General features: G+C 55.3%; 26 protein-coding genes. All 26 read left to right on the forward strand.

The genetic code is table 11. From position 1 onward, the window contains the following. The first annotated feature begins 20 nt into the window (after positions 1 to 20). The 26 genes from NE584_RS08050 (at position 21) to NE584_RS08175 (ending at position 24,228) form a co-directional block, all read left to right on the forward strand. On the forward strand, positions 21 to 1,322 hold the full coding sequence (locus NE584_RS08050) for a FliI/YscN family ATPase (RefSeq protein ID WP_050625248.1): 1,302 nt from the start codon (positions 21 to 23) through the stop codon (positions 1,320 to 1,322). 16 nt (positions 1,323 to 1,338) lie between these two features. Beyond that, a complete protein-coding gene (fliJ, locus tag NE584_RS08055; protein WP_050625247.1) occupies positions 1,339 to 1,791 on the forward strand; it encodes a flagellar export protein FliJ in 453 nt (150 codons plus the stop codon). A gap of 28 nt (positions 1,792 to 1,819) precedes the next feature. Next, positions 1,820 to 2,986 carry a flagellar hook-length control protein FliK gene (locus NE584_RS08060; protein WP_256182576.1) on the forward strand — a complete coding sequence of 389 codons (1,167 nt, stop codon included), beginning with the start codon at positions 1,820 to 1,822 and terminating at the stop codon, positions 2,984 to 2,986. A gap of 21 nt (positions 2,987 to 3,007) precedes the next feature. After that, on the forward strand, positions 3,008 to 3,577 hold the full coding sequence (locus NE584_RS08065; RefSeq protein ID WP_050625245.1) for a flagellar hook capping FlgD N-terminal domain-containing protein: 570 nt from the start codon (positions 3,008 to 3,010) through the stop codon (positions 3,575 to 3,577). Positions 3,578 to 3,613: 36 nt separating this feature from the next. Next, positions 3,614 to 4,000, forward strand: a complete 387-nt coding sequence (locus tag NE584_RS08070) for a TIGR02530 family flagellar biosynthesis protein (protein WP_242850369.1) — start codon at positions 3,614 to 3,616, stop codon at positions 3,998 to 4,000. Between the two features lie 104 nt (positions 4,001 to 4,104). Beyond that, complete coding sequence (locus NE584_RS08075; RefSeq protein WP_050625244.1) at positions 4,105 to 5,211, forward strand: flagellar hook-basal body complex protein; 1,107 nt, start codon at positions 4,105 to 4,107, stop codon at positions 5,209 to 5,211. A gap of 76 nt (positions 5,212 to 5,287) precedes the next feature. Continuing rightward, a complete protein-coding gene (locus NE584_RS08080) occupies positions 5,288 to 5,506 on the forward strand; it encodes a flagellar FlbD family protein (protein ID WP_050625243.1) in 219 nt (72 codons plus the stop codon). Positions 5,507 to 5,555: 49 nt separating this feature from the next. Next, positions 5,556 to 6,407 carry a motility protein A gene (locus tag NE584_RS08085; RefSeq protein ID WP_108979520.1) on the forward strand — a complete coding sequence of 284 codons (852 nt, stop codon included), beginning with the start codon at positions 5,556 to 5,558 and terminating at the stop codon, positions 6,405 to 6,407. Positions 6,408 to 6,440: 33 nt separating this feature from the next. After that, positions 6,441 to 7,238: a flagellar motor protein MotB gene (locus tag NE584_RS08090; RefSeq protein ID WP_050625241.1), complete on the forward strand. Its 798-nt coding sequence runs from the start codon at positions 6,441 to 6,443 to the stop codon at positions 7,236 to 7,238. A gap of 27 nt (positions 7,239 to 7,265) precedes the next feature. After that, positions 7,266 to 8,279 carry a flagellar motor switch protein FliM gene (locus NE584_RS08095; RefSeq protein ID WP_050625240.1) on the forward strand — a complete coding sequence of 338 codons (1,014 nt, stop codon included), beginning with the start codon at positions 7,266 to 7,268 and terminating at the stop codon, positions 8,277 to 8,279. A gap of 4 nt (positions 8,280 to 8,283) precedes the next feature. Then, positions 8,284 to 9,609 carry a flagellar motor switch protein FliN gene (gene fliN, locus NE584_RS08100; RefSeq protein ID WP_050625239.1) on the forward strand — a complete coding sequence of 442 codons (1,326 nt, stop codon included), beginning with the start codon at positions 8,284 to 8,286 and terminating at the stop codon, positions 9,607 to 9,609. 33 nt (positions 9,610 to 9,642) lie between these two features. Then, positions 9,643 to 10,008, forward strand: a complete 366-nt coding sequence (locus NE584_RS08105; RefSeq protein ID WP_050625238.1) for a response regulator — start codon at positions 9,643 to 9,645, stop codon at positions 10,006 to 10,008. Between the two features lie 13 nt (positions 10,009 to 10,021). Further along, on the forward strand, positions 10,022 to 10,381 hold the full coding sequence (locus NE584_RS08110; protein WP_050625237.1) for a flagellar biosynthetic protein FliO: 360 nt from the start codon (positions 10,022 to 10,024) through the stop codon (positions 10,379 to 10,381). Between the two features lie 12 nt (positions 10,382 to 10,393). After that, a complete protein-coding gene (gene fliP, locus NE584_RS08115; RefSeq protein ID WP_050625236.1) occupies positions 10,394 to 11,056 on the forward strand; it encodes a flagellar type III secretion system pore protein FliP in 663 nt (220 codons plus the stop codon). A 13-nt stretch (positions 11,057 to 11,069) separates the two neighbouring features. Next, on the forward strand, positions 11,070 to 11,315 hold the full coding sequence (locus NE584_RS08120) for a flagellar biosynthetic protein FliQ (protein ID WP_050625235.1): 246 nt from the start codon (positions 11,070 to 11,072) through the stop codon (positions 11,313 to 11,315). A 12-nt stretch (positions 11,316 to 11,327) separates the two neighbouring features. Then, a complete protein-coding gene (locus NE584_RS08125) occupies positions 11,328 to 12,101 on the forward strand; it encodes a flagellar biosynthetic protein FliR (protein WP_050625234.1) in 774 nt (257 codons plus the stop codon). Between the two features lie 37 nt (positions 12,102 to 12,138). Further along, complete coding sequence (gene flhB, locus NE584_RS08130) at positions 12,139 to 13,200, forward strand: flagellar biosynthesis protein FlhB (protein ID WP_256182577.1); 1,062 nt, start codon at positions 12,139 to 12,141, stop codon at positions 13,198 to 13,200. 23 nt (positions 13,201 to 13,223) lie between these two features. Next, complete coding sequence (flhA, locus tag NE584_RS08135; RefSeq protein WP_108979516.1) at positions 13,224 to 15,314, forward strand: flagellar biosynthesis protein FlhA; 2,091 nt, start codon at positions 13,224 to 13,226, stop codon at positions 15,312 to 15,314. Positions 15,315 to 15,330: 16 nt separating this feature from the next. Beyond that, positions 15,331 to 16,155: a FliA/WhiG family RNA polymerase sigma factor gene (locus NE584_RS08140; RefSeq protein ID WP_050625231.1), complete on the forward strand. Its 825-nt coding sequence runs from the start codon at positions 15,331 to 15,333 to the stop codon at positions 16,153 to 16,155. Between the two features lie 21 nt (positions 16,156 to 16,176). Continuing rightward, positions 16,177 to 16,932: a flagellar hook-basal body complex protein gene (locus NE584_RS08145; RefSeq protein WP_256182578.1), complete on the forward strand. Its 756-nt coding sequence runs from the start codon at positions 16,177 to 16,179 to the stop codon at positions 16,930 to 16,932. Between the two features lie 19 nt (positions 16,933 to 16,951). Next, on the forward strand, positions 16,952 to 17,683 hold the full coding sequence (locus tag NE584_RS08150; protein WP_108979514.1) for a flagellar hook-basal body protein: 732 nt from the start codon (positions 16,952 to 16,954) through the stop codon (positions 17,681 to 17,683). A gap of 15 nt (positions 17,684 to 17,698) precedes the next feature. Then, positions 17,699 to 18,319, forward strand: coding sequence for a chemotaxis protein CheC (locus tag NE584_RS08155; RefSeq protein ID WP_050625228.1), 621 nt, complete (start codon positions 17,699 to 17,701; stop codon positions 18,317 to 18,319). Then, entirely contained in the window at positions 18,312 to 18,794 is a 483-nt protein-coding gene (locus tag NE584_RS08160; protein WP_050625227.1) for a chemotaxis protein CheD, read from the forward strand. Before NE584_RS08155 ends, NE584_RS08160 begins: the two co-directional genes overlap by 8 nt. Positions 18,795 to 18,831: 37 nt before the next feature. Further along, positions 18,832 to 19,752 carry a chemotaxis protein gene (locus NE584_RS08165; RefSeq protein WP_050625226.1) on the forward strand — a complete coding sequence of 307 codons (921 nt, stop codon included), beginning with the start codon at positions 18,832 to 18,834 and terminating at the stop codon, positions 19,750 to 19,752. A 20-nt stretch (positions 19,753 to 19,772) separates the two neighbouring features. Beyond that, positions 19,773 to 21,062, forward strand: coding sequence for an EAL and HDOD domain-containing protein (locus NE584_RS08170; RefSeq protein WP_108979513.1), 1,290 nt, complete (start codon positions 19,773 to 19,775; stop codon positions 21,060 to 21,062). 88 nt (positions 21,063 to 21,150) lie between these two features. Next, positions 21,151 to 24,228 carry an EAL domain-containing protein gene (locus NE584_RS08175; protein WP_256182579.1) on the forward strand — a complete coding sequence of 1,026 codons (3,078 nt, stop codon included), beginning with the start codon at positions 21,151 to 21,153 and terminating at the stop codon, positions 24,226 to 24,228. Positions 24,229 to 24,241: the final 13 nt, after the last annotated feature.

The following is a 24,241-nucleotide window of genomic DNA, read 5'->3' on the forward strand; positions in this document are numbered from 1 at the left end:
GCGGAAAGGGCACAGATTCCATGTTTGAAGACAAGATCCAGCAGGTCCGAAAGGCGGAGACCATCAGCTATACCGGAAAAATTGAAAATATTGTGGGCATGTCTATCGAGGCATCGGGAGGCCGGGCGGCGGTGGGCGACATCTGTCAGATTTACAACGGAGAATCCGGTGGACAGGTCCTGGCGGAGGTAGTGGGCTTCAAGAACGACAGGATGCTGCTGATGCCCTACTCCGACATGAGCGGGATCTCTTCGGGAAATTTTGTCCGCAATACCGGCCGCAGGCTGAGCCTGATGATGGGAGCCTTTCTCAAAGGGCGGGTGATTAACGCACTGGGACAGCCCATTGATGGAAAGGGACCCTTCCATGGAGGTACGTCCTTCTGTGTGGAACGGAACCAGTATATCAATCCCATGTCACGCCCCCCTATCCGGGAGCGGATGGAGTTTGGCGTGAAGGCGATAGACAGCATGCTGACCATCGGGAAGGGACAGCGCATCGGTATCTTTGCGGGATCTGGTGTAGGCAAAAGCACACTGATGGGGATGATCGCGAAAAATGTGAAAGCGGACATCAATGTTATCGCCCTGGTGGGGGAGCGGGGACGCGAGGTTCTGGAGTTTATGGAAAAGGACCTGGGAGAGGAGGGGATGCGCCGCTCCATCTTGGTAGTGGCAACCTCTGACCAGCCGGCTATGCTGCGCAAGCAGTGCCCCTCAGTAGCCACCGGGATCGCGGAATACTTTCGGGATCAGGGGTGTCATGTGCTGCTGATGATGGACTCACTGACCCGGTTCGCCATGGCACAGCGGGAGATCGGGCTGGCGGTGGGGGAGCCCCCGGTGGCGCGCGGCTATACTCCGTCTATCTATGCGGAACTGCCCAAGCTGCTGGAGCGCAGCGGAAATTTTCAAAAAGGCTCCATTACCGGCGTCTATACCGTGCTGGTGGAGGGCGACGATACCAACGAACCCATCGCGGATACCGTGCGGGGTATTTTGGACGGACACATTGTGCTCTCCAGAAAGCTGGCCAACAGCAACCATTTCCCGGCCATCGACATCAACGCAAGCATCTCCCGCCTGATGAATGACATCGTCGCGCCGGAGCACCTGACTCTGGCGGCCCGGGTACGGGATGTGATGGGGATCTATGAAAAGAATGCAGATCTGGTCTCCATCGGTGCTTACAAGGCGGGGACCAACCCGCGGCTGGATTACGCGATCAGCAAGATTGACGGGATCAACCAATTCCTGACCCAAGGGGTGAATGAGGCATTCTCCTATGAGGAGGATCTGGAGGCAATGCGCGGGCTGCTGTGAAAAGGATGGAACGGAAATGAAGCGGTTTCAATTCGGTCTGGATACGGTCCTCCAGTATAAGCGCCAGGTGCTGGATGGTGCTCAAAATGAATACGCGGAGGCGATCCAGCGGGTCCGGCAGCAGGAGCGGCGGCTGCGGGAAGCGGAGGCGCGCCACCGGAGCCTGAATCAGCAGTTTCGCAGGGCAGAGGCAGAGGGGATCACCATTGCGGACGCCATGGGCTATGAGATGGGGCTGCGGATGCTGGAGGGAGAGATCCAGCGTGAGGAGAGCAGACTGCACCAGCTTCAGACGGAGGCCGAAGAACGGCGGAAGAGGATGATCGCGGCCAGGCAGGACACCTCGTCACTGGAAAAACTGCGGGAAAAAAAGCTGGAGAGCTATGAGAAAGAACTCCAGAGGCAGGAAGAACTGCGGATCGACGAACTGGTGGCCAATACTCGTGCGGTGGAAGCCGGCCTGCTCTGACTTTCAGCATTGAAAGGAGGTGAGAAAGATGAATACAAGTGATTTGACGCTTCAAATGGCTTATTTGGCCGGACAGATCACCCAGAGCACCCTGCCGGATATCGGGGTGTCTGCTGGCAGGCCGGAGCAGAAGATGGATTTTCAGGCGCTTTTGAATGAAAAGCGAACCCAGGCAGACCGGGAAAGAACGGAGCAGGAGCCTCAGAAGACAGATCCGTCCCAAGATACAGAGACCGGAAAGACGGAGCAGAAGGACGAAGATGTAGCGGCTCAAGCAGCTGGACAGGGCGTTCCACTGATGCTGGATTTGAGTGCGGTCCTGGCCGGCGGGGGGATCGTGCCATTCGTGGGCTGCGCTGTTGTAACGGAGCAGGCAGAACAGATAACAGCACAGGCGCCTGCTTTGCCGGCAGCTGATGCTGTTGTGGAGGGAGAGAAGGCTGCGGAGCCAGCACTCCCGCAGAATATTGAGCGTTTTGGTGAAGCGGCTGTGCCGCAAAAAGCGGAACAGGAGGCTGCACCTGGGTCCCTTATCTCTTCTGCTGGACAGGCGGAGGGTGAAGGACAAGGAGCGGAGCTCCAGGTCAAGGCGGAAGGCCAGCACATGGAGCAGCCTGAGGGGCAGTCGGAGCAGAGTGGAAAGCAGCCGGGCACAGACCAGAAGATGGATGTGGAGGTCACACAGCTCCAGACCGGAGGCGATCAGAAGCTGTTCCAGGGGACGGAGGCCGCTCCCGTAAAGGTAGGGGACGGCGCAGTGCTGGATACCACGTCAGAACAGTTCGATGCCCGACTGAGCAGGACCATTCGCAGCATAGCGGACCAGGGGATCCAGAAGATAGAGCTGAAGCTGACACCGGAGCACTTGGGTAATGTGGTGGTGGAGCTGACCCGGAGTGAGGGCAGCGCACTCCATGTGGTGCTGCGGGCGGAGAGCGAACATACAGCCAACCTCCTGCGAGAGCACCTGGGGACTTTGGGCTCCATGCTTCAGAACGGAAGCCAGCAGGAAGTCCGGATCGAGGTGGCCCACCCTCAGGAGAGCGGGCGGAGCTGGCAGCAGACTGACCAGAACGGCGGCGGGCAGAATGGACAGCCCCAGGAGCAGCACCGGGACCCGAAGCGGGAGGAGTCGGAAAACTTCCTTCATCAGCTGAAGCTGGGGCTGCTGGAGCAGGAGACCGCACCTGTGTAAGAAAATAAGGAGGAAAGCACAGTGAGCAGCGATTTTATGCCCCAGGCGCTGGACAGCCTGCTGGCTAGTCAGCGGGCCAGCGTCTATGGCAGCAGCAAGACCGGCTCCTCGGACAACTCCTGGATGGAGGATTATGAGATCCATCAAAAGGGAGAGGACATGGGGCTGGATTTTACCGACTATCTGCAGCTGATGGTCCAGCAGCTGCAGAATCAGACCATGGACAACACCACAGATACTTCGGATATGCTCAATCAGCTGGTACAGATGTCGGTGGTGCAGATGATGACCACGGTCAAGACCAGCATTGACACGCTGGTGGACGCCAACACGCTGACCTATGCGGCCTCCCTGGTGGGAAAGACCGTGACGGTTGGAGAGTACGGCGAGGATGGAAAGCTCCAGGAGGTAGTGGGAACCGTCACCGGGACAGGGACGTACCAGGGAGTACCAGTGATCTTTGTAGACGGAGAGATGTACGCCCTCAGCGACATCATGGCGGTGGGGACCCTGCCAGATATTCCGGAGACTCCAGATGAGCCGGAGGGAGGCAGCGGTGAGGGCGGAGATACGCAGACGCCCGAGACCTGAGCCGCAGGGGCGGCTGATCCAAAGGAGGTGAGCGCAGTGATCGACAGTACAGCATCTATCACGGGGGCCAGTCTGGAAGCCGGGATAGGCCGACCGCGAGCCGTTCAGGCCAGAGGCGGGGACGGCTTTGTACAAGCTCTGCGCCAGGAGCTGGAACGGACGGGCGGAAGACAGATCGCCTTTTCCAAGCACGCCATGGAGCGGGCAGAGGAGAGGGGAATCGAGGTGACACCCAATCTTCTGGACCGGCTGACGGACTCTGTGGAGCGGGCGGAGGCCAAGGGGGCGACGAATATCCTGGCCCTTGACCAGAGCCTTGCCTTTATCATCAACGTTCCAAACGGCCGGGTCATTACCACCATGTCCCAGGATGAGATGAAGGAGAACATATTTACCAACATTGACGGCGCCGTGATCCTGTGACAAACAGAGGACAGGACCATTTTTGGATGTCCTGGGGGACGTGCGACTGACGGGCCCCCGGCGGCGCGAAACAGAGAACACCAAAAGCAAAGGAGATCTGAAGCATGGCATTGACAGGAGCAATGAGCGCGGGAATTTCCGGGCTGAAGGCACACATGGAGGCATTGAATACAGTGGGCAACAATGTGGCCAATGTAAATACTTATGGCTATAAGCCCGGCCGCGTCACCTTTCGGGAAAGCATCTATTCCACTCAGGCCGCTGGTTCCGCCGGCACAAACATGGTAGGCGGGACCAATCCGCGCCAGACCGGCTATGGATGCAGCATCGGCACCATCGATCTGGATATGACGACCAGCTCTCTGGAGTCCACCGGGATGCCCACCGACTGTTTTATCCAGGGAGATGGTTTTTTCCTGGTGGGGCCTAAGGATGTGGATGTGAACAACGCGGAGGACGCCAAAGCTCTCTCCCTCTCAAGGGTAGGTGATTTCCGATTTGACTCGGATGGATACCTGGTGGACGGCGCGGGCAACGTGGTATATGGCTTCGTGACCTGCAATATGGATGGAGCTGATCAGGCAGATGAGGCCGGTACGAACGGAGATGGGATCAGTACCCAGCTGGTCCCTATCCGCCTGCCTATGAAGGCGGTGGGAGACGCCGCCCAGGGAGATATCAAGCCGGGGGACGCCCTGTTCCCTGGTGTGGATGACACCGGACACAATGTTCCGGCGGAGGAAGGAACGGACGCAGAGAACTCCACCGGTGACTGCATCGCCTATAACAGCCTGAAGATCGACAGCAACGGGCAGGTATCCTGTGTCAACGATGATACCGGGGACCCGGTGGTTGTGGGCTATATTGCACTGGGAAAGGTGACAAACCCCAATGGCCTGGAGCACACCGAGGGCCCTTACTTCACCGCGGGCGACGCAGCAGGGACGCTGACCATCGGAACGGCCAACAGTTCTGTAACGGGATACCTGAACAATCAGGACAAGCTGGGAAATGCGGACCTGGATCCTGAAAACATGCTGGCCGCTGGCAGCAAGACCAGCCTTCAACCTGGCTTTCTGGAGGCATCCGGAACCGATCTGGCCACTGAGTTTGCCAATATGATCGTTTACCAGAGAGGCTATCAGGCCAACACCCGGATCGTCACCGTGACCGACACCATGCTGGAAGAGCTGGTCAACATGAAGCGCTGAGCGCCGCTGGAGTAAACAGATGCCTTCCCCCGCCGGATTCCCGGCGGGGGAAGGCCGGAAGCGAGGAGGCATAATCTTGATCGTATTGCGGAAAATGAATAATGAGCGCTTTTTGGTCAATCACAATCAGATCGAGTGCATCGAGCTGATCCCGGAGTGCAAAATCGTTATGATGAACCATGACTATTATCTGGTCAAGGACACCGTAGAAGAGATCATCCAGAAAATTGCCGACTATAACGCGAAGGTCCAGGACATCCACCGGGAGATCAGTGTTCTGGACAGGCGGAGCTGAGGCGGGGCCGCATCCTGCCTCCCAATAGAGAAAAGAAGGGATACGCGCTATGAATATTGTGTATATCGTCGGCATTGTGATGGCCTTTTTCTTTACTGTGTTTGGAATTGTGGTCGGTTTCGATATGTCGACACTTCAATTCAGCTTCAGTATTGGAAACCTATCGAACTTTGTGGACCTGTCCAGTATTCTGATCGTCATCGGCGGCACACTGGCGGTGGTGGTCGCCTGCTATCCCAAGCAGATCAGGTCCCTGCCAAAGCACTTTAAGATCATGCTCCACTCCAACACCTTTGATCCGCAGGTGTATGTGGATCAGCTGACCGAGCTGGCACAGATCGCCAGAAAAAATGGGCTGTTGGCACTGGAAGAGAAGGGGAACGAGCAGGAAAACTCCTTTTTTAAGCAGGCGATCATGCTGGTGGTGGACAACAATGACCCGGAGCGGGTGCGCAGTATCCTGGAAAATGAGATCGAGCAGACCTCCGAGCGGCACCAGGCAGTCATCGCCATGTATGAGCGGGGGTCCAATGCGGCACCGGCCTTTGGCATGATCGGAACTCTGATCGGTCTGATCAATATGCTGAAGAACCTGGATGGAGCGGATATGAACTCCCTGGGGCCTGACATGGCCGTGGCTCTGATCACCACATTTTATGGATCTCTGCTGGCACATGTGGTATTCAACCCCATTGCCGCCAATCTGACGGCGCGGGATGAGGAGGAGATCCTGTGCCGCCAGATCATCATGGAGGGGATCATGGCCATCCAATCTGGTGAGAATCCCAAGTTCCTGCGGGAGCGGCTGCTGACCTTTATGAATGAGAAGCAGCGGGAAGGCGGAGAGGCGGCAGAGGGAGCCGATGACGGAGGCAAAAAACGCCGGGGAAAAAAGAAATGAGCTTCAGGCGGCTTCAAGGAGGCGGGACCCAGAATGAAGAGAAAGAAAAAAAGCGGAAGCGGCGGAGCGAACTGGATGGACACCTATGGCGACATGGTCACGCTTCTGCTCTGCTTTTTTGTAATGCTGTTCTCCATGTCCAAAATGGATGAATCCAAATGGATCGCCCTGGTCCAGGCACTCAATCCCAGTGCAGTGGTCAACGGGACGAGCATGGAGGAGCCGCCCGAGGGCAGCGTCGTGACACAGGATCAGGTGGACCGGGATATGGAACAGCTTTACCAGGCCATGGCAGAATATTTTCAGCAGGAAAATATGATGGAAAAGGTGAGCATTGGGAAGGGAAACGGCTATGTGTTCATCTCCTTTAATGACACCGTGTTTTTCCGTCCCAATGAATATACCCTTCTGGACGAGGGCAAGGAAGTTTTGGACCAGGTCGCCCGATCCATTGCGGAAGTGGGCCCTTCCATCAATGAGATCAGGGTGCTGGGCCATACGGCGCAGGCGACAGCCAATGAGGAAAATGACTATACAGTGGATCGATTCCTGGCGTCCAATCGGGCCACAGTGGTCACTGTATATTTGCAGGAGAAAGAGATCATTGACCCAGCAAGGCTGGTCAGTGTGGGATATGGCCAGTGGCGGCCGATTTCCAGCAATGCCATTCCGGAAGAACGGGCAAAGAACCGCCGGGTGGAGCTGATCGTCACCGGACTGGATCTGGATGCTTTGGCAGGCGATGATATCAAGCAGTATTACAGCATGCGGGAGAGTACCGGCACGCCGAGCCCGGCGTACCAGCCGGAAGAGCAGAACGCAGCATCCTGATCCATACTCTGCCTGGGAGGGAAAACAATGGCGGAAGTTCTATCACAAAGCCAGATCGACGCCCTGCTGAATGCTGCTCGCAGCGGCGAGATGGATTTGGCAGCGTCGGCAGAGAAAACGACAGAGAAAAAGTACCGAAAATATGACTTTTACAGCCCGAGGAAATTTACAAAGGACCGCATGAAAATGATCAGCGGCATCTTTGAAAATTATACCAGGGTAATTAACTCCAGGATCAATGGACTGCTGCATACCACCTGCGAAATTTCTGTGGAGTCGGTGGAGGAGCAGCGCTATTACGAGTTTTCCAACGCACTGACAGAGGGGGATGTGCTGGTGCTGGCAGATGTGCAGTTTGCGCACAACCAGCAGGCGGAGGAACAGCCCGTTCTGCTCCACTTTTCCACCTCGCTGATGCTGAGTATGATGGATCGCCTGATGGGTGGAGAAGGCGATGTCGATCCTGCGCTTCCGGCTGGATATAATTTTACGGATCTGGAGTTGAAGCTCTATGAGAGTATTGTGAAGGATCTCATCTCCGTGCTGGGGGGAAGCTGGGAAAACTACATTGACCTGTCCTTCGGAGTCCGGCGCATGGAAACCAACCCGACACTGGTCCAGCTGATCGGCCTGGATGAGACAGTAGTCATCATCGGTATCAACATCCAATTTTCCAACTGCTCCGGACAGATGAACTTCTGCCTGCCCGGTTCCATGCTGTCCGCCATCTTTGCCCGGATCGCCGCGGCCAATCAGGCGGGAAGAGGGGCCGGGGAGGACAATTCAGAGGAGATCCTTGATATTCTCAGGGATTCCGAGCTGGAGATATCTGCGGAGCTTGGCCGCACAGAACTGAGGCTGCAGGATATCTATTATCTCCATCCCGGTGATGTGATCGACCTTGGACACCCAACAGCGCAGCCCATTTACCTGTATATTGGGGGAAAGCCTTGGTTCAGCGGAAAAATGGGGACGTTGAGCAGCAATATGGCGGTAAAGATAGGGGAGACCTATCACAATCAGGGAGGAAGGGACAAGTAGGGACATGAAACAAAATATATTCAGCCCAATGGAGATCGATGCCATTGGTGAGATCATGAATATCAGCTTGGGGTCGTCCGCTACAGCGGTCTCCAATATGCTGGATCACCGTGTGGATATCACCACTCCATCTGTGTCGGTGGTGCCGATCGAGGAATTTACCCTGGGAGAACTAGAGCCTGCGATCGGGATCGAGATCAAATATGTCTCCGGCCTCGAGGGGAGCAACATCATGCTTCTCAAGCGCCACGACGTCAAGACGATCGTAGAGATCTTGATGGGAACGGAGATATCAGATGAGGAGTTCGAGTTTAATGATCTGACGATCAGCGCGGTATGCGAGGTCATGAACCAGATGATGGGCGCGGCGTCCACCGCTCTCTCTGACTTCCTAGGCCGCTCCGTCAATATCTCTACGCCCCAGTCCTTCACTCTGGATGACCTGGATCAGTTTGAGCGGGAACACTTCCAGTATGACAGCGGGATGGTGGTAGTGGCCAAGTTCATGCTGAGCATTGAGAATGTGCTGAAAAGTGAATTCGTCAATGTCATGTCTGTGGACCTGGCCAGGGAGCTGATCGCCGGATTTGGCGTAGATCTGAGTGATGGGGAGGGCAAGGGAGCTAAATCGGAAGAAGAGGTAAAGCCGGAGCCTTCCACCGGCGGAGCCAAGCTGAGTCAGGAGGAGATCGAGCGGCTGATGAGCGGGGGTGCCCCCTCCGCGCCGCCCCCCGCTTCCTCCGGGAGCGGCAAGCTGAGCCAGGAGGAGATCGAGCGGCTGATGAGCGGAGGTGCTCCCTCCGCACCGCCCCCCGCTTCCTCTGGGAGCGGAAAGCTGAGTCAGGAGGAGATCGAGCAGTTGATGAGCGGAATGGCTCCCTCTGCAGCTCAGGCGGCCCCACCCCGGCAGCCGGAGCCGCAGCAGAGTTCGGCGCGGCCTTATGAGGCAGCGGGGCAGTACATGCCGGCTCCTCCGGCATACGCTGGGGAACCGCGGGTGATCAACACGAAGCCGGTCCAGCTGCCGCCCCTGGATGTGGCGGATAAGATCGGCCAGGAGCAGGCTCAGAATCTGGAATTGATCATGTCAGTGCCGCTGGAAGTGTCAGTGGAGATTGGACGGACGCGCCGAAAGGTGGAAGATATCCTTACCTTTTCCAAGGGGTCCCTGGTAGTTTTAGACAAACTGGCGGGGGATCAGGTGGATCTGTTTGTAAACGGGCTGTGCGTGGCCCGGGGCGATGTGGTGGTCATTGACGACAACTTTGGAATCAGAATCACAGAAGTATTGAAGCGTCCTGAGCTGAGTGAGCTGACACGGGCAGACTAACCAATCAAATTTAGAAGAAAAGGATGATGTGACATGGCAAAAATTTTGGTCGTAGACGATGCAGCTTTTATGAGAAAGGTCATTCGCGACACCCTGACGAAGAACGGCTATACCGATGTCCACGAGGCGGTCGACGGAAAGGACGCAGTGGAAAAATACTTTGAGCTCCATCCCAACCTGGTCCTCATGGACATCACCATGCCGAATATGGATGGGCTGGAGGCGCTGAAGGCGATCCGGGCCAAGGACAGCAGCGCCAATGTGGTGATGTGCTCCGCCATGGGCCAGGAGGCTATGGTGATGGAGGCGGTACAAGCGGGGATCAAGGACTTTATCGTCAAGCCTTTCAAGGACGACCGCCTGATGAAAACGGTCAATTCCATTCTGGGCGCACCCTGATCAGAAAAGCAAAATGCGGGATGAAATACTGGAGCTGGTTTGGGCTCTGGCCGCGATCTGTGCTGTACTGCTGCTGTCCTACTGGTTTACCAGATATGTTGTGGCGGGGCGGGCGGCAGCAGGGCGGCTGAAAGGGCGGCATGTAACCGTCTTAGAAGAGATCCAGGTGGGGAAGGATCAAAAGCTGCTACTGGTTCAGGCCGGAGAGCAGATCTGTCTGCTGGGTGCGGCGCCGGGCGGGATCACCTGTCTGAGGACACTGAACCGGGAAGAGATGGGGCAGTGGGAGCAGGAAGGAGCACCGGAGGGTGCCTGCCAGCGGATAAGCTTTCAGGAGGCCCTGAAAAGTGTGCTTCAGCAGAGAAGGAAATAAGGGGGTGGGAGCTTGGACGCGCTGATCAATGTAAATGGAGAGAATTTTCAGACGCTCCAGATCCTACTTCTGACTACCTTGATCACACTCCTCCCCTCTATTGTGGTGATGATGACCTCCTTTACCCGGTATATCATCTCCCTCTCCTTTCTGCGTTCTGCCATTGGGCTGCAGCAGAATCCGCCCAACATGGTGCTGGTGGGAATGGCACTGTTCCTCACCCTGTTTACCATGTCCCCGGTGATCAGTGACATCCAGACAAACGCTTATGAGCCATACATAGCAGAGAGGATCACTCAAGAGGAGTTTTATGAAAAAGCTAAGGTGCCTCTGAAGGAATTCATGCTGGATCAGACGGAGGACAGCTCTCTGGAGCTGTTCTGTGAGCTCGCCGGAGCGGATATGCCGGCCACACGGGCACAGGCGGAGGGGCTGCCTCTGCGGATCATTGTCCCATCCTTTATGACCAGCGAACTCAAGCACGCATTTCTGATCGGATTTTACCTGTATATTCCCTTTGTTCTGATCGATGTGGTGGTGGCGTCCACCTTGATGTCTATGGGAATGATCATGCTGCCGCCCTCCATGATCTCCATGCCATTTAAATTGCTGCTGTTTATTTCGCTGGATGGCTGGCAGCTGCTGTTTTCTACACTGGTGCGGAGCTTCCAATGAGTAAGGAGGAGTTATGGACGTAGTCGATATCCTGCGGGAGGGCGTGGGAGTAGCGCTGAAGCTGGGGGCACCGCTGCTGCTGCTGAGTATGCTGGTGGGGATCCTGGTGGCTATTTTTCAGGCTGTGACCCAGATCCATGAGCAGTCCCTCTCCTTTATCCTGAAAATGATCGTGGTCGTCCTTATCCTTCTGGCGGCGGGCGGCTGGATGCTGGAGACTCTGAAGGATTTTACACGCTACCTGTTTACCCTGATGTGAGGAACAGACAGTATGGTTGGATGGTCAGAGCTCTTTGGATTTGAAATGGTGTTGGCCAGGATCAGCGGTTTTGTCCTGTTCAGCCCGATCCTAGGCCGCAGCAATATCCCCGGGTACGCAAAGACGGGCCTGATTCTGGTTTTGTCCGTGTTTGTCTACGGGCTTGGACAGCCGATGCCAGCACCGCCAGGAACAGTGGTGGAACTGGTGGTCCGGCTGGGCGTGGAACTTGTGGTGGGATTCGTGCTGGGCTTTCTGATGCAGCTGTGCGCAGCTATCGTCCAGGCAGGAGGAGAGATCATAGACGCTCAGATGGGACTGACAATGGCGCAGATCTACGATGCAAGCAGTCAGGCCAACATGTCTGTGACGGCATCCCTGCTGAATATCCTCTTTTTTCTGAACTTCTTTGCAGAGAACGGCCACTACACCCTGATGCGCATTCTGCTGGGCTCGGCTGAGATCCTGCCCTTTGGCACCGCTGTCCTCGGGGAAGCAGCGGCCTCCTACGTGGCAGAGGTGTTTTTCTCTTCCATGCTTCTGGCGGTAAAGATGGCCCTGCCGATCTTGGCTGCCGAACTGCTGGGAGAGCTGGGAATGGGAATTTTGATGAAGGCTATCCCACAGATCAACGCCTTTGTCATCAACATGGAACTCAAGGTCATCATCGGACTGATCCTGCTCTTCCTGTTCCTGACTCCCCTTAGTGAATTCCTGCTGGGGGCAGAGGCGGATATGCTTTCTGGCCTGAGACGGGGGCTGGCCGTGATGGCAGGCTCCGGTTAGTGGGAAGGGCTCTGGAAGAGAGAAGAGGTGATGGGGCTTGGCAGACGGACAGAAAACGGAAAAAGCCACACCAAAAAAGCGGCGTGATGAGCGGAAAAAAGGAAATATATTTTTCAGTAATGACGCAGTCTCAGTAGTCGTATTGCTGGTCAGCTTCCTTGTCCTCAGGCTGAGCGCCAACTGGATCGCGGCACAAATATATGAGTTCCTGCGGTACTGTATGGATCTCATTGCGCAGCCATCCATGGAAGTCCCGGCGGAGGGAAGCGGGCTGTTCATTCATCTTCTGGGAACGTTTGTCAAGGCTGCGGTCCCACTGATGGCTGCGGCTGCAGTAGCAGGGGTGGTGGCCACTTTTTTTCAGACAAAGCTGCTGGTTTCAGGGGAGTCCCTGAGGCCGAAGCTGAGCCGGATCAGCCCTCTGCAGGGAGTGAAACGGCTGTTTTCCCTGCGCAGTGTTGTGGAGGCGCTGAAAGGACTGCTGAAGATCGCAGTTCTTCTGATACTGATTTTCCGGTATATCACCAACGTGCTGGACCTGTTTACCAAATATCTTTACACCGATCTTTTGGCGGCCTGTGCCCATCTGTTTGAGGAGAGCTTCCTGCTGTCCATGCAGATCGGGGCGGCCTTCGCGGTGCTGGCTGCGGCAGATATCTTTTATCAGTGGTGGGACTATGAGCGGCAGATCCGGATGTCCAAACAGGAGATCAAGGAGGAGTTCAAGCAGACAGAGGGAGATCCGAAAATCAAGGGAAAGATCAAGGAGACCCAGCGGAAAATGGCTCAGTCCAGAATGATGCAGCAGGTGCCAAAGGCGGACGTGGTGATCCGGAACCCCACCCATTTCGCGGTGGCTCTGCGCTACCAGCCGGATCGGGACCCGGCGCCCATCGTGCTGGCGAAGGGGCAGGACGAACTGGCGGCCAGGATCGTGCGTACCGCAGAGGAGCACAAGGTGGCCGTGGTGGAGAACGTGCCGCTGGCCCGGGCGCTGTATGCCTCCACAGACCTCAACCAAGTGATCCCGCCTGAGCTGTATAACGCAGTGGCGGAGGTATTGGTTTATCTGTATCGGATGGATCAGAAGATTCCATGAGAAAGTAGGCTCCAGGAAGAGATATGAGACGAATACTCAACAATGCAATATCCCTGATCGTGGTGGTCATCGTTCTGTTCCTGGTGATCCCGCTGCATCCCAGTGTGCTGGATGTGCTGCTGATCCTTAATATCTCGCTGTCCATCATGATCCTGATGATCACCATGAATATTTCCGAGCCGCTGGAATTTTCCATTTTTCCCTCCCTGCTGCTCATTACGACTCTATTCCGGCTGGGATTAAATGTGTCCTCCACCCGTCTGATCCTCAAGAACGGGGGAAACGCCGGTGTGGTCATTAAGGCGTTCGGGGATCTGATCACCCAGGGAAATATCGTCATCGGGATACTGATCTTTTTGATCATTGTACTGGTCCAGTTCATTGTCATCACCAAGGGGGCGGAACGGGTCTCCGAGGTAGCTGCCCGGTTCACCCTGGACGCTATGCCGGGAAAACAGATGGCTATTGACGCGGATCTGAGCTCTGGCCTGATCAATGAGAAAGAGGCCCGTCTGCGCAGGCAGAAGATCCAGCGGGAGGCGGACTTTTATGGCGCCATGGATGGCGCCACCAAGATCGTCAAGGGGGACGCCGTAATGTCCCTGATCATCACGGTCATCAACTTCGTAGCCGGGCTGATCATTGGAATCGTACAGGGCGGGGGAGACCTGAGCACGGTCCTAAGTGTATATTCCATCGCTACCATTGGCGATGGCCTGGTGTCTCAGCTTCCGGCTCTGATGATCTCCACTGCCACTGGAATGATCGTGACTCGCTCCGTATCGGACGGGAGCCTGAATACCGATGTGATCAGCCAGTTCAAGGCCCAGCCCAGAGCTATTATGGCGACCGGCATGATCCTTCTGATGCTGGGGCTTTTTCCAGGGACTCCGACCCTGCCCCTTCTGTTGGTGGGAGCCGTCCTTTCCGTAGGCGGATACTGGAGCGATCACAAAATGGCCCTTGCCAGACAGATGGAGGAAGCGGAGAGCGCAAGGGCCGGTGAGGCGGTGCCAGAGCTCCAGGCGGCCAGCGAGGCGGACTACTACAAGGACATCAACAATGTCTACTCCCTGTTGACTGTGGAGCCCATTGAGATGGAATTCGGATACAGCCTGATCCCTCTGGTGGACGAAGCCAGCGGCGGAAAGCTGATCAGCCGGATCGTCATTTTCCGGCGGCAGTATGCTCAGGACATGGGATTTGTGATCCCGTCCATCCGGCTCCATGACGGCGCATCCCTGGGAACCAACCAATACATCATCAAGATCCGGGGAGAGGAAGTGGCACGGGGAGAGATCCTGGTGGACTACTATCTGGCCCTGGAACCCTCCAATCCCACAGGAGAAATCGACGGGATCGAGACAGTGGAGCCTGCCTACGGTATTCCCTCACGCTGGATTCTGCCAGAAAACAAGGAGATGGCGGAAATCTACGGCTATACTGTGATCACACCGCTGACGGTGATGCTGACCCACCTGTCTGAGACCATCAAAAAGCATACTTACGAGCTGTTGAATCGTTCGGAGACCATACAGCTGGTCGAGCACTTGAAACAGACAGAGCCAGAGCTGGTGGCGGACGCCATTCCTAATGTGGTTTCTTATGCAAATCTGGAGAAGATCCTGAAAAGCCTGCTCCGGGAGGGCATCCCGATCAAAGATCTCGCAACTATCCTGGAGGCAGTGGTGGAGGCCAGCGGCGGGACCCGTGACATTGATATGATCACGGAACAGGTGCGCAGTGCGCTGAGCCGGACGATTACCCGGCGCTTCTGTGAAAATGGACAGCTGAGGGTGGTGACGTTGGACGCTGAGGTGGAAAAGAAAGTGCTGGCTGCCCTGACGAAAAACGATCACGGGGTGTATCTGGCCCTGAGCCCGGATATCATGCAGCAGATCATTGCGCAGCTGGGAGAGCTGAGAAAGAAGTTCAACGACCTGTCCCAGACACCCATCGTCCTGACCAGCCAGATTATCCGGGTCTACCTCAGCCGAATGATCGCCCAGTTTTATCCTGATGTCTATGTGCTCTCCTTCCACGAGATAACCAGCAGCGTGCAGATTCAGGCGATCGGCAACATTACACTTCAGCAGCAGAATCAGCCTTCATAGGTAAGGGGCGACACGGATGGAAAAGTGCAGAGAAAAAGTTGAGACTGCCGCCCAGCAGACTGAATTGCTTTCAGAGGAAGCAGTGGAGCAGATGAGCAACCAAGAGCTGCTGTTTCTGTACAGGGAAAGCGGAGATGAGGAACTGAAATGGAAGCTGGTACTCCGCATGACAGGCATGGTGCGGGCCATTGCCGCCCAGGTGTGGGGGATCTACAGCAGCTTTGCCCAGCTGGATGATATTGTGGAAGAGGGGATCCTGGTGCTGCTCAGCGCGGTGGACAAGTTCGACCCCTCAAAGGACGTGAAATTCGAGACCTATGTCTCCAAGCGCCTGCGGGGCATGATCGTAGACCTGGCCAGACACCAGGACTGGCTGCCGCGTCAAGTGCGGCAGAAGTCTATCCGTCTGAACCGGGCCAGAGAGGAGCTGTCCATGCAGATGGGGCGCACGCCCAGCAGCGCGGAAATGGCGGACCATCTGGGCGTGACAAGAGAGGAATATGGAGCTATGCTCTCTGAGACAGCGGTGTCCGGCCTGCTTTCCTTTGAGGCGCTGCTGGATACCCAGGGCAGGGGAGCACGGCAGAGGATCTCGGGGGAAAGCGGGAACCCGCCCGAAGAGCTGTGCGAGGAGCAGGAGCTGCATGAGACGCTCAAGCAGGGGATCTCATCCCTGCGGGAGAAGGAGCAGCTGGTCCTTTCCCTGTATTATGAGAAGGAGCTGAGCATGAAGGAAATTGCACAGGTGCTGAATGTGAGCGCCCCCAGGATATCACAGATCCACAGCCGGGCAATCGAGCATCTGAGGCAGTACATGAAGCAATACATGGAAGCGCAGTAAGTGGAAAGGCGGAGCGGTAACATGACAAAAGGCTTTTACAATTTGACCTCCGGCATGCTCTCCCAAAGCCGGAGGCTGGATGTGGTCTCCAATAACATGATAAATTTGACCACCCCAGGCTATAAGGCGGAACAGTACACGGACAGCACCTTTCAGGAAGTGCTGATCAGCCGCATAGGCAACAAGAACAAAAGCGGTGCACAGGAAATTGGAGAAGAGAGCTATATCCTGGCACCCAGTCAGCTTTACATAAACTTTGCCCAGGGGACTCCGGAGGAGACGGGGCTCAATCTGGATTTTGCGATCCAGGGAGAGGGTTTTTTTGCCATTCAGACGGAGAACGGCACAGAATATACCCGGGGAGGGAGCTTTGCGCTGGATCAGGAGGGCTATCTCTCCCTTCCGGCCCATGGCAGGGTGCTGGGACCGGACGGACAGCCTCTCCAACTGACAACGGATGATATCCGGGCCGATGAGTTCGGCCGGATCTATACCGAAGATGGAGATGCATACCTGGGACAGATCGGCGTATTCGCCTTTGCGGATAATGGACAGCTGACTAAGAATGAGAGCGGGCTGTTCGGGGCCGGCGGTCAGGCAGCTGAGCCAGTACAGCCGTCCATTCAGTGGCGGTGGGTCGAGAGCTCCAACGTGGATATGATCCGGGAGATGAGTACCATGATGACTGCAGAGCGGGCGCTACAGAGCGCGGCCCAAGTACTCAAACTCTACGACGGCCTGCTGACGAAGGCGGCCAATGAGCTGGCGCGGATGTAAACGGAGAGGGGGAGAGCTTATGATTCAGGCATTTTACAGCGCTGCGGTGGGCGCACAGCAGCAGATGCAGAAGATGAACGTGCAGGCAAACAATATCGCCAATGTCAATACCTGCGGGTTCAAGGCAGAAAAGCCAGCCTTTCAGGCGCTGATGTACGGCATGGTCAATGGGATCGGAGGGGATCAGCTTCCGAAGGGGAGCGGGACGCGCATGGTATCCACCGCGACAGACTTCAGTCAGGCACCTGTTGAGGAGACTGGAAGGAAACAGGACTACGCCATTGCGGGAGACGGCTTTTTTGCCCTCTTCGACCCATCCAAAAACGAGATATCGTTCACCCGGGACGGCTCCTTTGCGGCCGCAGGCTTTCAGGAGCAGGATGAGGAGGGAGAATGGCACGAAGTCTACTATCTGACGGACGGTGCGGGGCGCCAGGTCCTGAACTCCAGCGGCTACCCAATCCAGATGGAAAATTTTGAGGAAGAGCAGCCTGTGGGCGTGTTTATCGTGCAATACCAGGATGGACTGCAGCACCTGGACGGAGGGCGCTTCCTGGCAACGGAAAAAAGCGGAAATGTTTGGATGGGCAGTTCAGCAGTCCGGCAGGGATTTTTAGAGACATCCAACACGGATCTGGCCACTGAGATCGGAAAGGTGATCGAGGCACAGCGCTCCTACAGCTATGCGCTGAAAATGATGATCACGGCGGATGAGGTGGAGACGACTGTGAACAACCTGGCGAATGGATAAGACGGGGGAATTGTCTTGAAAAATTTTGATGAGCTGAATGTTTTGGAACTGGACACCATCCGGGAGATCGGGAGCATCGGCACGGGAAACGCAGCTACCGCACTGTCCAGCATGCTGGGGTGCGAGGTGCGTATCGACGTGCCGGAGGTCCGAATCATGGGCTACAACGAGGCCATTGACTGGATCGGCGGCCCTGAGGTAATTACGGCCGGCGTTGTAGTGCGCATGGGAGGCGAAGTGAATGGGATCATGCTCTCGGTGCAGCAGATAGAGTTTGTCAATCTGGTGTTGGGGCATATGGTAGGCAGGGAGATCGAAGATTACAGTCAGCTCACAGAGCTGGACCGTTCCGCCTTGGTGGAAGTAGGCAACATCATGATCTCCACGTTCATCAACGCTCTGTCCGGTTTAGCGGACCTCACCATCCAGGTAACGGTGCCCGCCTTCGCGGTGGACATGCAGGGGGCGATTTTGACCGTTCCCATGGCGGAATTTGGCGGTCAGTCAGATTACATTATGACGATCGGCGCAAATTTTATCTGCAATCGCAGGATCGTACCCTGCCGCCTGCTGCTCTCACCGGATATCCGCTCTCTAAATTTTTTGTTGAAGAAGCTGGGTGTTTTGGATGAGTGATAAGTTGGTGGTGGGGATCGCGGATATGAAAATGGCCCAGTATGAAGGGATGCTGGTGACATATGCCCTTGGGTCGTGCATCGGGATCTGTCTCTATGACCCCGGCCTGAGACTGGCGGCGCTGGTCCATGTGATGCTGCCGCTGAACATGGAGACCGGGCGGAGATCACCGATGAAGTATGCGGACACGGGAATTCGGGAGACCCTGCGGCAGATGGAGGCGAGAGGGGCAAGGCGCAGCCGCATGGTGGCCAAAATTGCGGGAGGCGCCCGTATGTTTGAGGTGGCGGGCGGCGGAAGCCTGGGAAATATCGGGCAGCGGAATATTGAAAGCGTGCATATGACGTTGAAAAGGGAAGGCATCAAGCTCCTGCGGGAGGATGTGGGCGGTACAGTGGCAAGGACGCTGCTGTTCGACGCAGAATCCGGAGAGGCATGCATCCGCAGCTATGGAAGACCGGAACTGATTTTCTAGCTAAAATTTTAAATGAGATCAGAAATGGGGGATCAGCATGGCAGAGCGAGGCAACCACGAGATATTACTGGAAACAGGGACAAATGAGATCGAAATTATGGAGTTTACCATTGACGGGAATCTCTATGGGATCAATGTGGCAAAGGTGCGGGAGATCCTGATGTCCGCACCTGTACATCCCATGCCCCATTCCCATCCCGCAGTGGAGGGCATCTTCAAGCCCAGAGACATAGTGATCACAGTGGTGGACTTGCCCAAATATCTGAGTGGACGGGAGGAAGAAAAGGGGAACAAGGACCTGTTCATCATCACCAATTTCAATCAGATGCATATCGCGTTTCGTGTTCATACAGTGGTTGGGATCAGCAGGATCTCCTGGCAGGATATACAGAAGCCGGATAAGACCGTCTCTGGGGGACCAGAGGGTGTGGCCACCGGTATCGCGCAGTGCGGTGAGGAACTGGTCACTATTTTGGACTTTGAAAAGATCGTGGCGGAGATCGCGCCTGAGACAGGGATCCAGCTCTCTGAGGTGGACCGGCTGGGGCCGAGAAGCCGGAACGAGACTCCTATCTGGGTGGCTGAGGACTCTATCCTGCTCACACAGATGATCCGCAGCGCTTTGGTCAAGGCCGGATATGTAAACCTAAATATGTATCCAAACGGCGGTGAACTATGGGACGCCCTCCAGCAGTGGAAGGGAGCGCCGGATCTGCGAGAACATGTGGCGCTGATCATCACGGACTTGGAGATGCCGCAGATGGATGGACACCGCCTGACAAAGCTGATCAAATGCGATCCGGAGTTCAGCCGTATCCCGGTGGTGATCTTCTCCTCCCTGATCACGGAGGAGATGCGCCGGAAGGGAAAAGAGGTGGGCGCGGATGAACAGCTGAGCAAGCCTGAAATTGGGCATCTGATCGGGATCATCGATCAGCTGATCGCCCGTGGAGAGTGACGGAAGCAGGAGGGAAGTCTATGAACAGCAAATATATCGTCCGCCAGCCGATCAAGGATGCAGAAAACCGGATCATCGGCTATGAGATCCAGTACTATGGTGAGAATCAGGCATTCAGCGGGGGAGATGGTCCTGGCGCCAGCGATTTCGCCGCAGCAGACACCATCTACAATTTCCTGACGCTGAATACAGACAAGCTGCTTCGGGGGTCCCTGAATTTTATGACCTTTACCACTACTCTGCTGATGAAAAAGACCCCCAGGCTGTTTGACAAGTCGGAACTGGTCATTCAAATCGATGACAGTGTGATTATTCATCCTCTGGCTATGCGGATGGTACAGCAGTACGCGAAGGAAGGGTACCAGATCGCGGTCAATGAGTTTCAATTTGCGCCGCGGTATCTGGGGATTCTGGATGGCATCGACTACATCAAGCTGAATTTTCAGAGCACACCAGAGCTCACACTGAAAAATATCATTGAAATTGCCCGCAGCATGAAGAAAAAGTGCATTGCGGTGGGAATAGACCGGGAGGAGCTCTACCAGAAGGCGCTGAAACTGAAGGTGGATGCGCTGGAGGGCACTTATGTGGCGGAGAAGCTCCGGACAAAGACACACAGCAGCGGCTACCTGCAAAGCAATTTCTTCCGCCTGATGGTGGCGGTGACCAGGGATGAGCCTGATGTGGAGGAGATCGAGCAGATCATTTCGGTGGATGCTACTTTGACCTATGGCCTGCTGAAGATGGCAAATTCCTGCTATTTTGCCCTGAGACACAAGGTGGCTACTGTGCGTCAGGCCATCATGACCATGGGACTGAGCGAACTGAAGCAGTGGGTCTATCTGCTGAGCGCAAGCAATGCAGAAAACCAGATGGAAGAGGGAGCAGAGGAATTCCTGCGCTTGTCCTTTATGAGAGCAAGCTTCTGCAGCAACCTGATGAACTATGCGAAAGACATGCCCATCTCCAAGCCGGAGGCATATCTGATGGGGATGTTTTCTACTCTGAACTATCTGATCGACGCACCGCTGGAAGAGATCCTGGAGCAGATCCCCCTGTGCGCAGAGGCGAAGGAGGGGCTTTTGCATCACACAGGGCGGTGCGGTATGCTCTATGATCTGGCACTGTCCTACGAGCGAGCCAACTGGGCAAGAATTGACGAACTCGCGGAGGGGCTGGGTATCCCGACCAACCTGCTGACCAGCCTTTATTTCAGCTGTATGGAGGAAGTAAACCGGGTGTGGAACGAAATCACACGTCCGGAGCCCAGCCAGCTGGAGGCGGGCCTGGCGGAGGAGCGCGGGACCTGACAGGACTGGGACGGCTGACAGAGAACAGGGGGGTCAGCCGTCCCGGTTTTTTGCTGCAGTGGAAAGTCGAGTGTGAGGGTGAAGAGACATGATACCAGTTTGGGAGCACTTTGAGGACCTGGAAGAGATCCTCTATGTGGCGGATGTAGAGACCTATGAGCTGGTGTACCTGAACCGGTACGGCCGCTCCGTATTTAGAATCGAGGATGAGGACAACTACGCAGGAAAAAAGTGTTATGAGGTTTTGCAGGGAAGGAGAGAGCCATGTCCATTCTGTACAAATTCACAGCTGAAGGAAGGTAAATTCATTGAATGGACCTATCGAAATCCTCTGCTCAAAGCCCCCTATCGGATCAAGGACACCATCGTTGAGTACGAGGGCAGACAGTACCGCATGGAATTTGCCATGGATGTGGAGAAGGAAAAGCAGGAAGCGCAGAAGCTGGATCTTGCCGCGGTGCGTCATTATGAAGAGCTGATCAATGAGTGCTTTCTGAAGGTGCGTGCCGTCACAGACATGGATGAGGCATTAAGCTTCATGCTCCATTATCTCGGGACCCATATTTCCTGCAATGCAGTGATGATCTACGAGAGCAGGGAGCGAAAATGGCTGCTCAACACCTATAGCTGGAGCAGGACGGAGAAGGCGCCGGAGAAAAAACTGCTGGAGCTGAGTGTCGCGGAACCCGTGACAAAGTGGTATGAAACATTTTTTCATAACGAGCCGCTGTTGCTGACAGATATGGAAAAGCTGTGCCGGGATATGCCGGCGCTGTCTAAGGTGCTGTCTCCAGAGCAGGTCCGGCGTATGATCCTGATCCCGCTTCTGGCCAAAGCGGAGGTAGTCGGCTTTGTGCGCATAGACGACCCACCAGAGAAACAGATGAGCGCAGTGGCGGAGATGTGCAAGATCCTGTCTCATTTTATTGTCTCTCTCATACAGCAGAGGGACCTGATCCGGAATCTGGAGCAGATCAGCTTTCGTGATCAGATGACTGGCGCGATGAATCGGTACGCGCTCAATTCCTACTTAGCCAGAGCACATCTGGAGCGGGACATGGGGCTGATCTACTGTGATCTGATCGGCCTGAAGCGGGTCAATGACCGGTTTGGGCATGCCAGCGGGGACCGAACGATCATACAAGCCTATCAGGTCTTAGGAGGGATGTTTCCTGAGGACCAGATCTTCCGCATGGGCGGGGACGAGTTTCTGGTGGTGCGGGAAGGGGTAGGCAGGGAGAAGTTTCAGGAGAGTGTGGAGCAGCTGAAAGCGGCGGCGGTATCCAGCCGCTGCTGGCTGTCCATCGGAAGCGCTTGGTGTCAGGCCGGCGGAAAAAGCTTCAATGACCTGATGAATGAGGCGGACGAAAATATGTACGAGAATAAACGGACATATTACCGCCTGTGCGGCCTGACAGATGGACTGGAAGAGCACCGGGTGGAGCATGATGACAGGGAGCTTGTGCAGAGTCAGGATGCGCTCCATGCCTTTGTGAGGGACTGCTATTTTGATGTGACCTCCTTTTTGAAATCGCTGACCATGACGGGCTCTTCCTTCTATATCTATTTCGGAGATATGAGGAAAAATCTATATTATATTTCCGACAATTTAAAGGAGGACTTCTGCTTCCCGGGGAATATTGTTCCCAATTTTGTGTCGCTGCTGGAGCAGCGCATCTATGGGCCGGACCAGCAGATGCATGTCGAGGATACGAGGGCCATGCTCAGGGAAAAGCGGGAGAGTCACAGCGTCCGCTATCGAATCTATGACAAAAATGGAGAGCTGACCTGGCTGCACTGCCGGGGGATCATGAAGTGGAATGAGGATAAGACAGAGCCGCTGTTTTTCTCCGGGAGCATGGTCAGCCTGAAAAATGAGTCGGAGGTGGATCCGATCACCGGACTGCTCAACCTTTCCCTTGCCCTGAAGCGGATCTCGGAGTTCAACAGGCTTGGGATCGAGACAATGCTGATGTGCATCGTGCTCCGAAAATTTTCCGATGTTAACCACGTCTTTGGCCGGGACATTGGAGACGCGGTGATGAAAGAGATCGGCTGGCAGCTGGAGCGGAATCTGGGCGTGCAGTTCTATTTTTATCGGATAGACGGAGCGCGTTTTTTGGCAGTCTCTCAAACGGTGCTGGAGCCGGAAGGGGCGGTGGCATCGATCCAAAAGATCATAAAAGACATATTCAGAAAATATAAGATCCATGTTGTTTCCCCCTGTGCCATTGGGGTGCTCCACAGCGCAGCGGGACAGAGAGAGGCCCAGGAGCTGGTCGACAATGTGATCACGGCAGCCCATACAGCAAAAGCGTTCCCAGATTTGGATTATCTTGAATTTTCGTCCCATATGACAAAGACCTATCAGGAGCATACCGACATGAGCATGGCTCTGAATGCATGCATTGAACATGGGTTCCAAGGCTTCCGCATTGTGATCCAGCCCCAGGTAGAGACAAAAAACGGACGGATGTTCGGCGGTGAGGTGCTGCTGCGCTGGAAGAACGAGGGGAAAGAGATATCACCTTCCAAATTTGTCCCGATACTGGAGCAGACGGGAATGATTGCTCCGGTAGGGAAATGGATTCTGGAGGAGACCATGCGGAAAGGGAAGGAGATCCTGAAGTATCAGCCGGATTTCCGGCTCTCGGTCAATGTCAGCTATCTCCAGATCATGGATCAAAAGTTTTTCCCTTTTTTAGAAGATACCATGGAGCGCTTCCAGATACCGGCGGAAAATCTGCTGATCGAGCTGACAGAGACCCATTTTGACGAGATGCCGGAGCATCTTCAGCGCTTTATCCGGCAGTGCAAGCAGATCGGGATACGGTTTGCTCTGGACGATTTTGGAAGTGCCTACTCCGGGCTGCAGCTTCTTCTGCAGTATCCGGCTGACCTGATCAAGCTGGACCGGACTCTGATGCGGGAGATCACTACCTCCAAGGAAAAGATGAGGTTTATCATGAGCGTGGTCTACGCCTGCCATCAGTTCGGAAAGGAAGTCTGTGTAGAGGGCGTAGAGACAAAAGAGGAGCTGGATATCGTCCGCCAGACAGAGTGCGACTTTATCCAGGGATTTTATTTCTACAAGCCTCTGGAGTGGGAAGAAATGCGTCAGGTTTTGGAGTCGCAGAAAAAAGAAGATATTCTGAGTTGGAAATAGGAAAATGGAAGGT

Source organism: Clostridium sp. DFI.5.61 (assembly GCF_024462915.1).
GTDB lineage: Bacteria > Bacillota > Clostridia > Oscillospirales > Oscillospiraceae > Lawsonibacter > Lawsonibacter asaccharolyticus.

Excerpts from the sequence above, each read along its gene's own strand:
- NE584_RS08050 (WP_050625248.1), top strand. The coding sequence starts at position 21 with ATGTTTGAAGACAAGATCCAGCAGGTCCGAAAGGCGGAGACCATCAGC.
- fliJ (WP_050625247.1), top strand. The coding sequence starts at position 1,339 with ATGAAGCGGTTTCAATTCGGTCTGGATACGGTCCTCCAGTATAAGCGC.
- NE584_RS08060 (WP_256182576.1), top strand. The coding sequence starts at position 1,820 with ATGAATACAAGTGATTTGACGCTTCAAATGGCTTATTTGGCCGGACAG.
- NE584_RS08075 (WP_050625244.1), top strand. The coding sequence starts at position 4,105 with ATGGCATTGACAGGAGCAATGAGCGCGGGAATTTCCGGGCTGAAGGCA.
- NE584_RS08085 (WP_108979520.1), top strand. The coding sequence starts at position 5,556 with ATGAATATTGTGTATATCGTCGGCATTGTGATGGCCTTTTTCTTTACT.
- NE584_RS08090 (WP_050625241.1), top strand. The coding sequence starts at position 6,441 with ATGAAGAGAAAGAAAAAAAGCGGAAGCGGCGGAGCGAACTGGATGGAC.
- NE584_RS08095 (WP_050625240.1), top strand. The coding sequence starts at position 7,266 with ATGGCGGAAGTTCTATCACAAAGCCAGATCGACGCCCTGCTGAATGCT.
- fliN (WP_050625239.1), top strand. The coding sequence starts at position 8,284 with ATGAAACAAAATATATTCAGCCCAATGGAGATCGATGCCATTGGTGAG.
- NE584_RS08105 (WP_050625238.1), top strand. The coding sequence starts at position 9,643 with ATGGCAAAAATTTTGGTCGTAGACGATGCAGCTTTTATGAGAAAGGTC.
- NE584_RS08110 (WP_050625237.1), top strand. The coding sequence starts at position 10,022 with ATGCGGGATGAAATACTGGAGCTGGTTTGGGCTCTGGCCGCGATCTGT.
- NE584_RS08120 (WP_050625235.1), top strand. The coding sequence starts at position 11,070 with ATGGACGTAGTCGATATCCTGCGGGAGGGCGTGGGAGTAGCGCTGAAG.
- NE584_RS08125 (WP_050625234.1), top strand. The coding sequence starts at position 11,328 with ATGGTTGGATGGTCAGAGCTCTTTGGATTTGAAATGGTGTTGGCCAGG.
- flhA (WP_108979516.1), top strand. The coding sequence starts at position 13,224 with ATGAGACGAATACTCAACAATGCAATATCCCTGATCGTGGTGGTCATC.
- NE584_RS08140 (WP_050625231.1), top strand. The coding sequence starts at position 15,331 with ATGGAAAAGTGCAGAGAAAAAGTTGAGACTGCCGCCCAGCAGACTGAA.
- NE584_RS08145 (WP_256182578.1), top strand. The coding sequence starts at position 16,177 with ATGACAAAAGGCTTTTACAATTTGACCTCCGGCATGCTCTCCCAAAGC.
- NE584_RS08150 (WP_108979514.1), top strand. The coding sequence starts at position 16,952 with ATGATTCAGGCATTTTACAGCGCTGCGGTGGGCGCACAGCAGCAGATG.
- NE584_RS08160 (WP_050625227.1), top strand. The coding sequence starts at position 18,312 with ATGAGTGATAAGTTGGTGGTGGGGATCGCGGATATGAAAATGGCCCAG.
- NE584_RS08165 (WP_050625226.1), top strand. The coding sequence starts at position 18,832 with ATGGCAGAGCGAGGCAACCACGAGATATTACTGGAAACAGGGACAAAT.
- NE584_RS08170 (WP_108979513.1), top strand. The coding sequence starts at position 19,773 with ATGAACAGCAAATATATCGTCCGCCAGCCGATCAAGGATGCAGAAAAC.
- NE584_RS08175 (WP_256182579.1), top strand. The coding sequence starts at position 21,151 with ATGATACCAGTTTGGGAGCACTTTGAGGACCTGGAAGAGATCCTCTAT.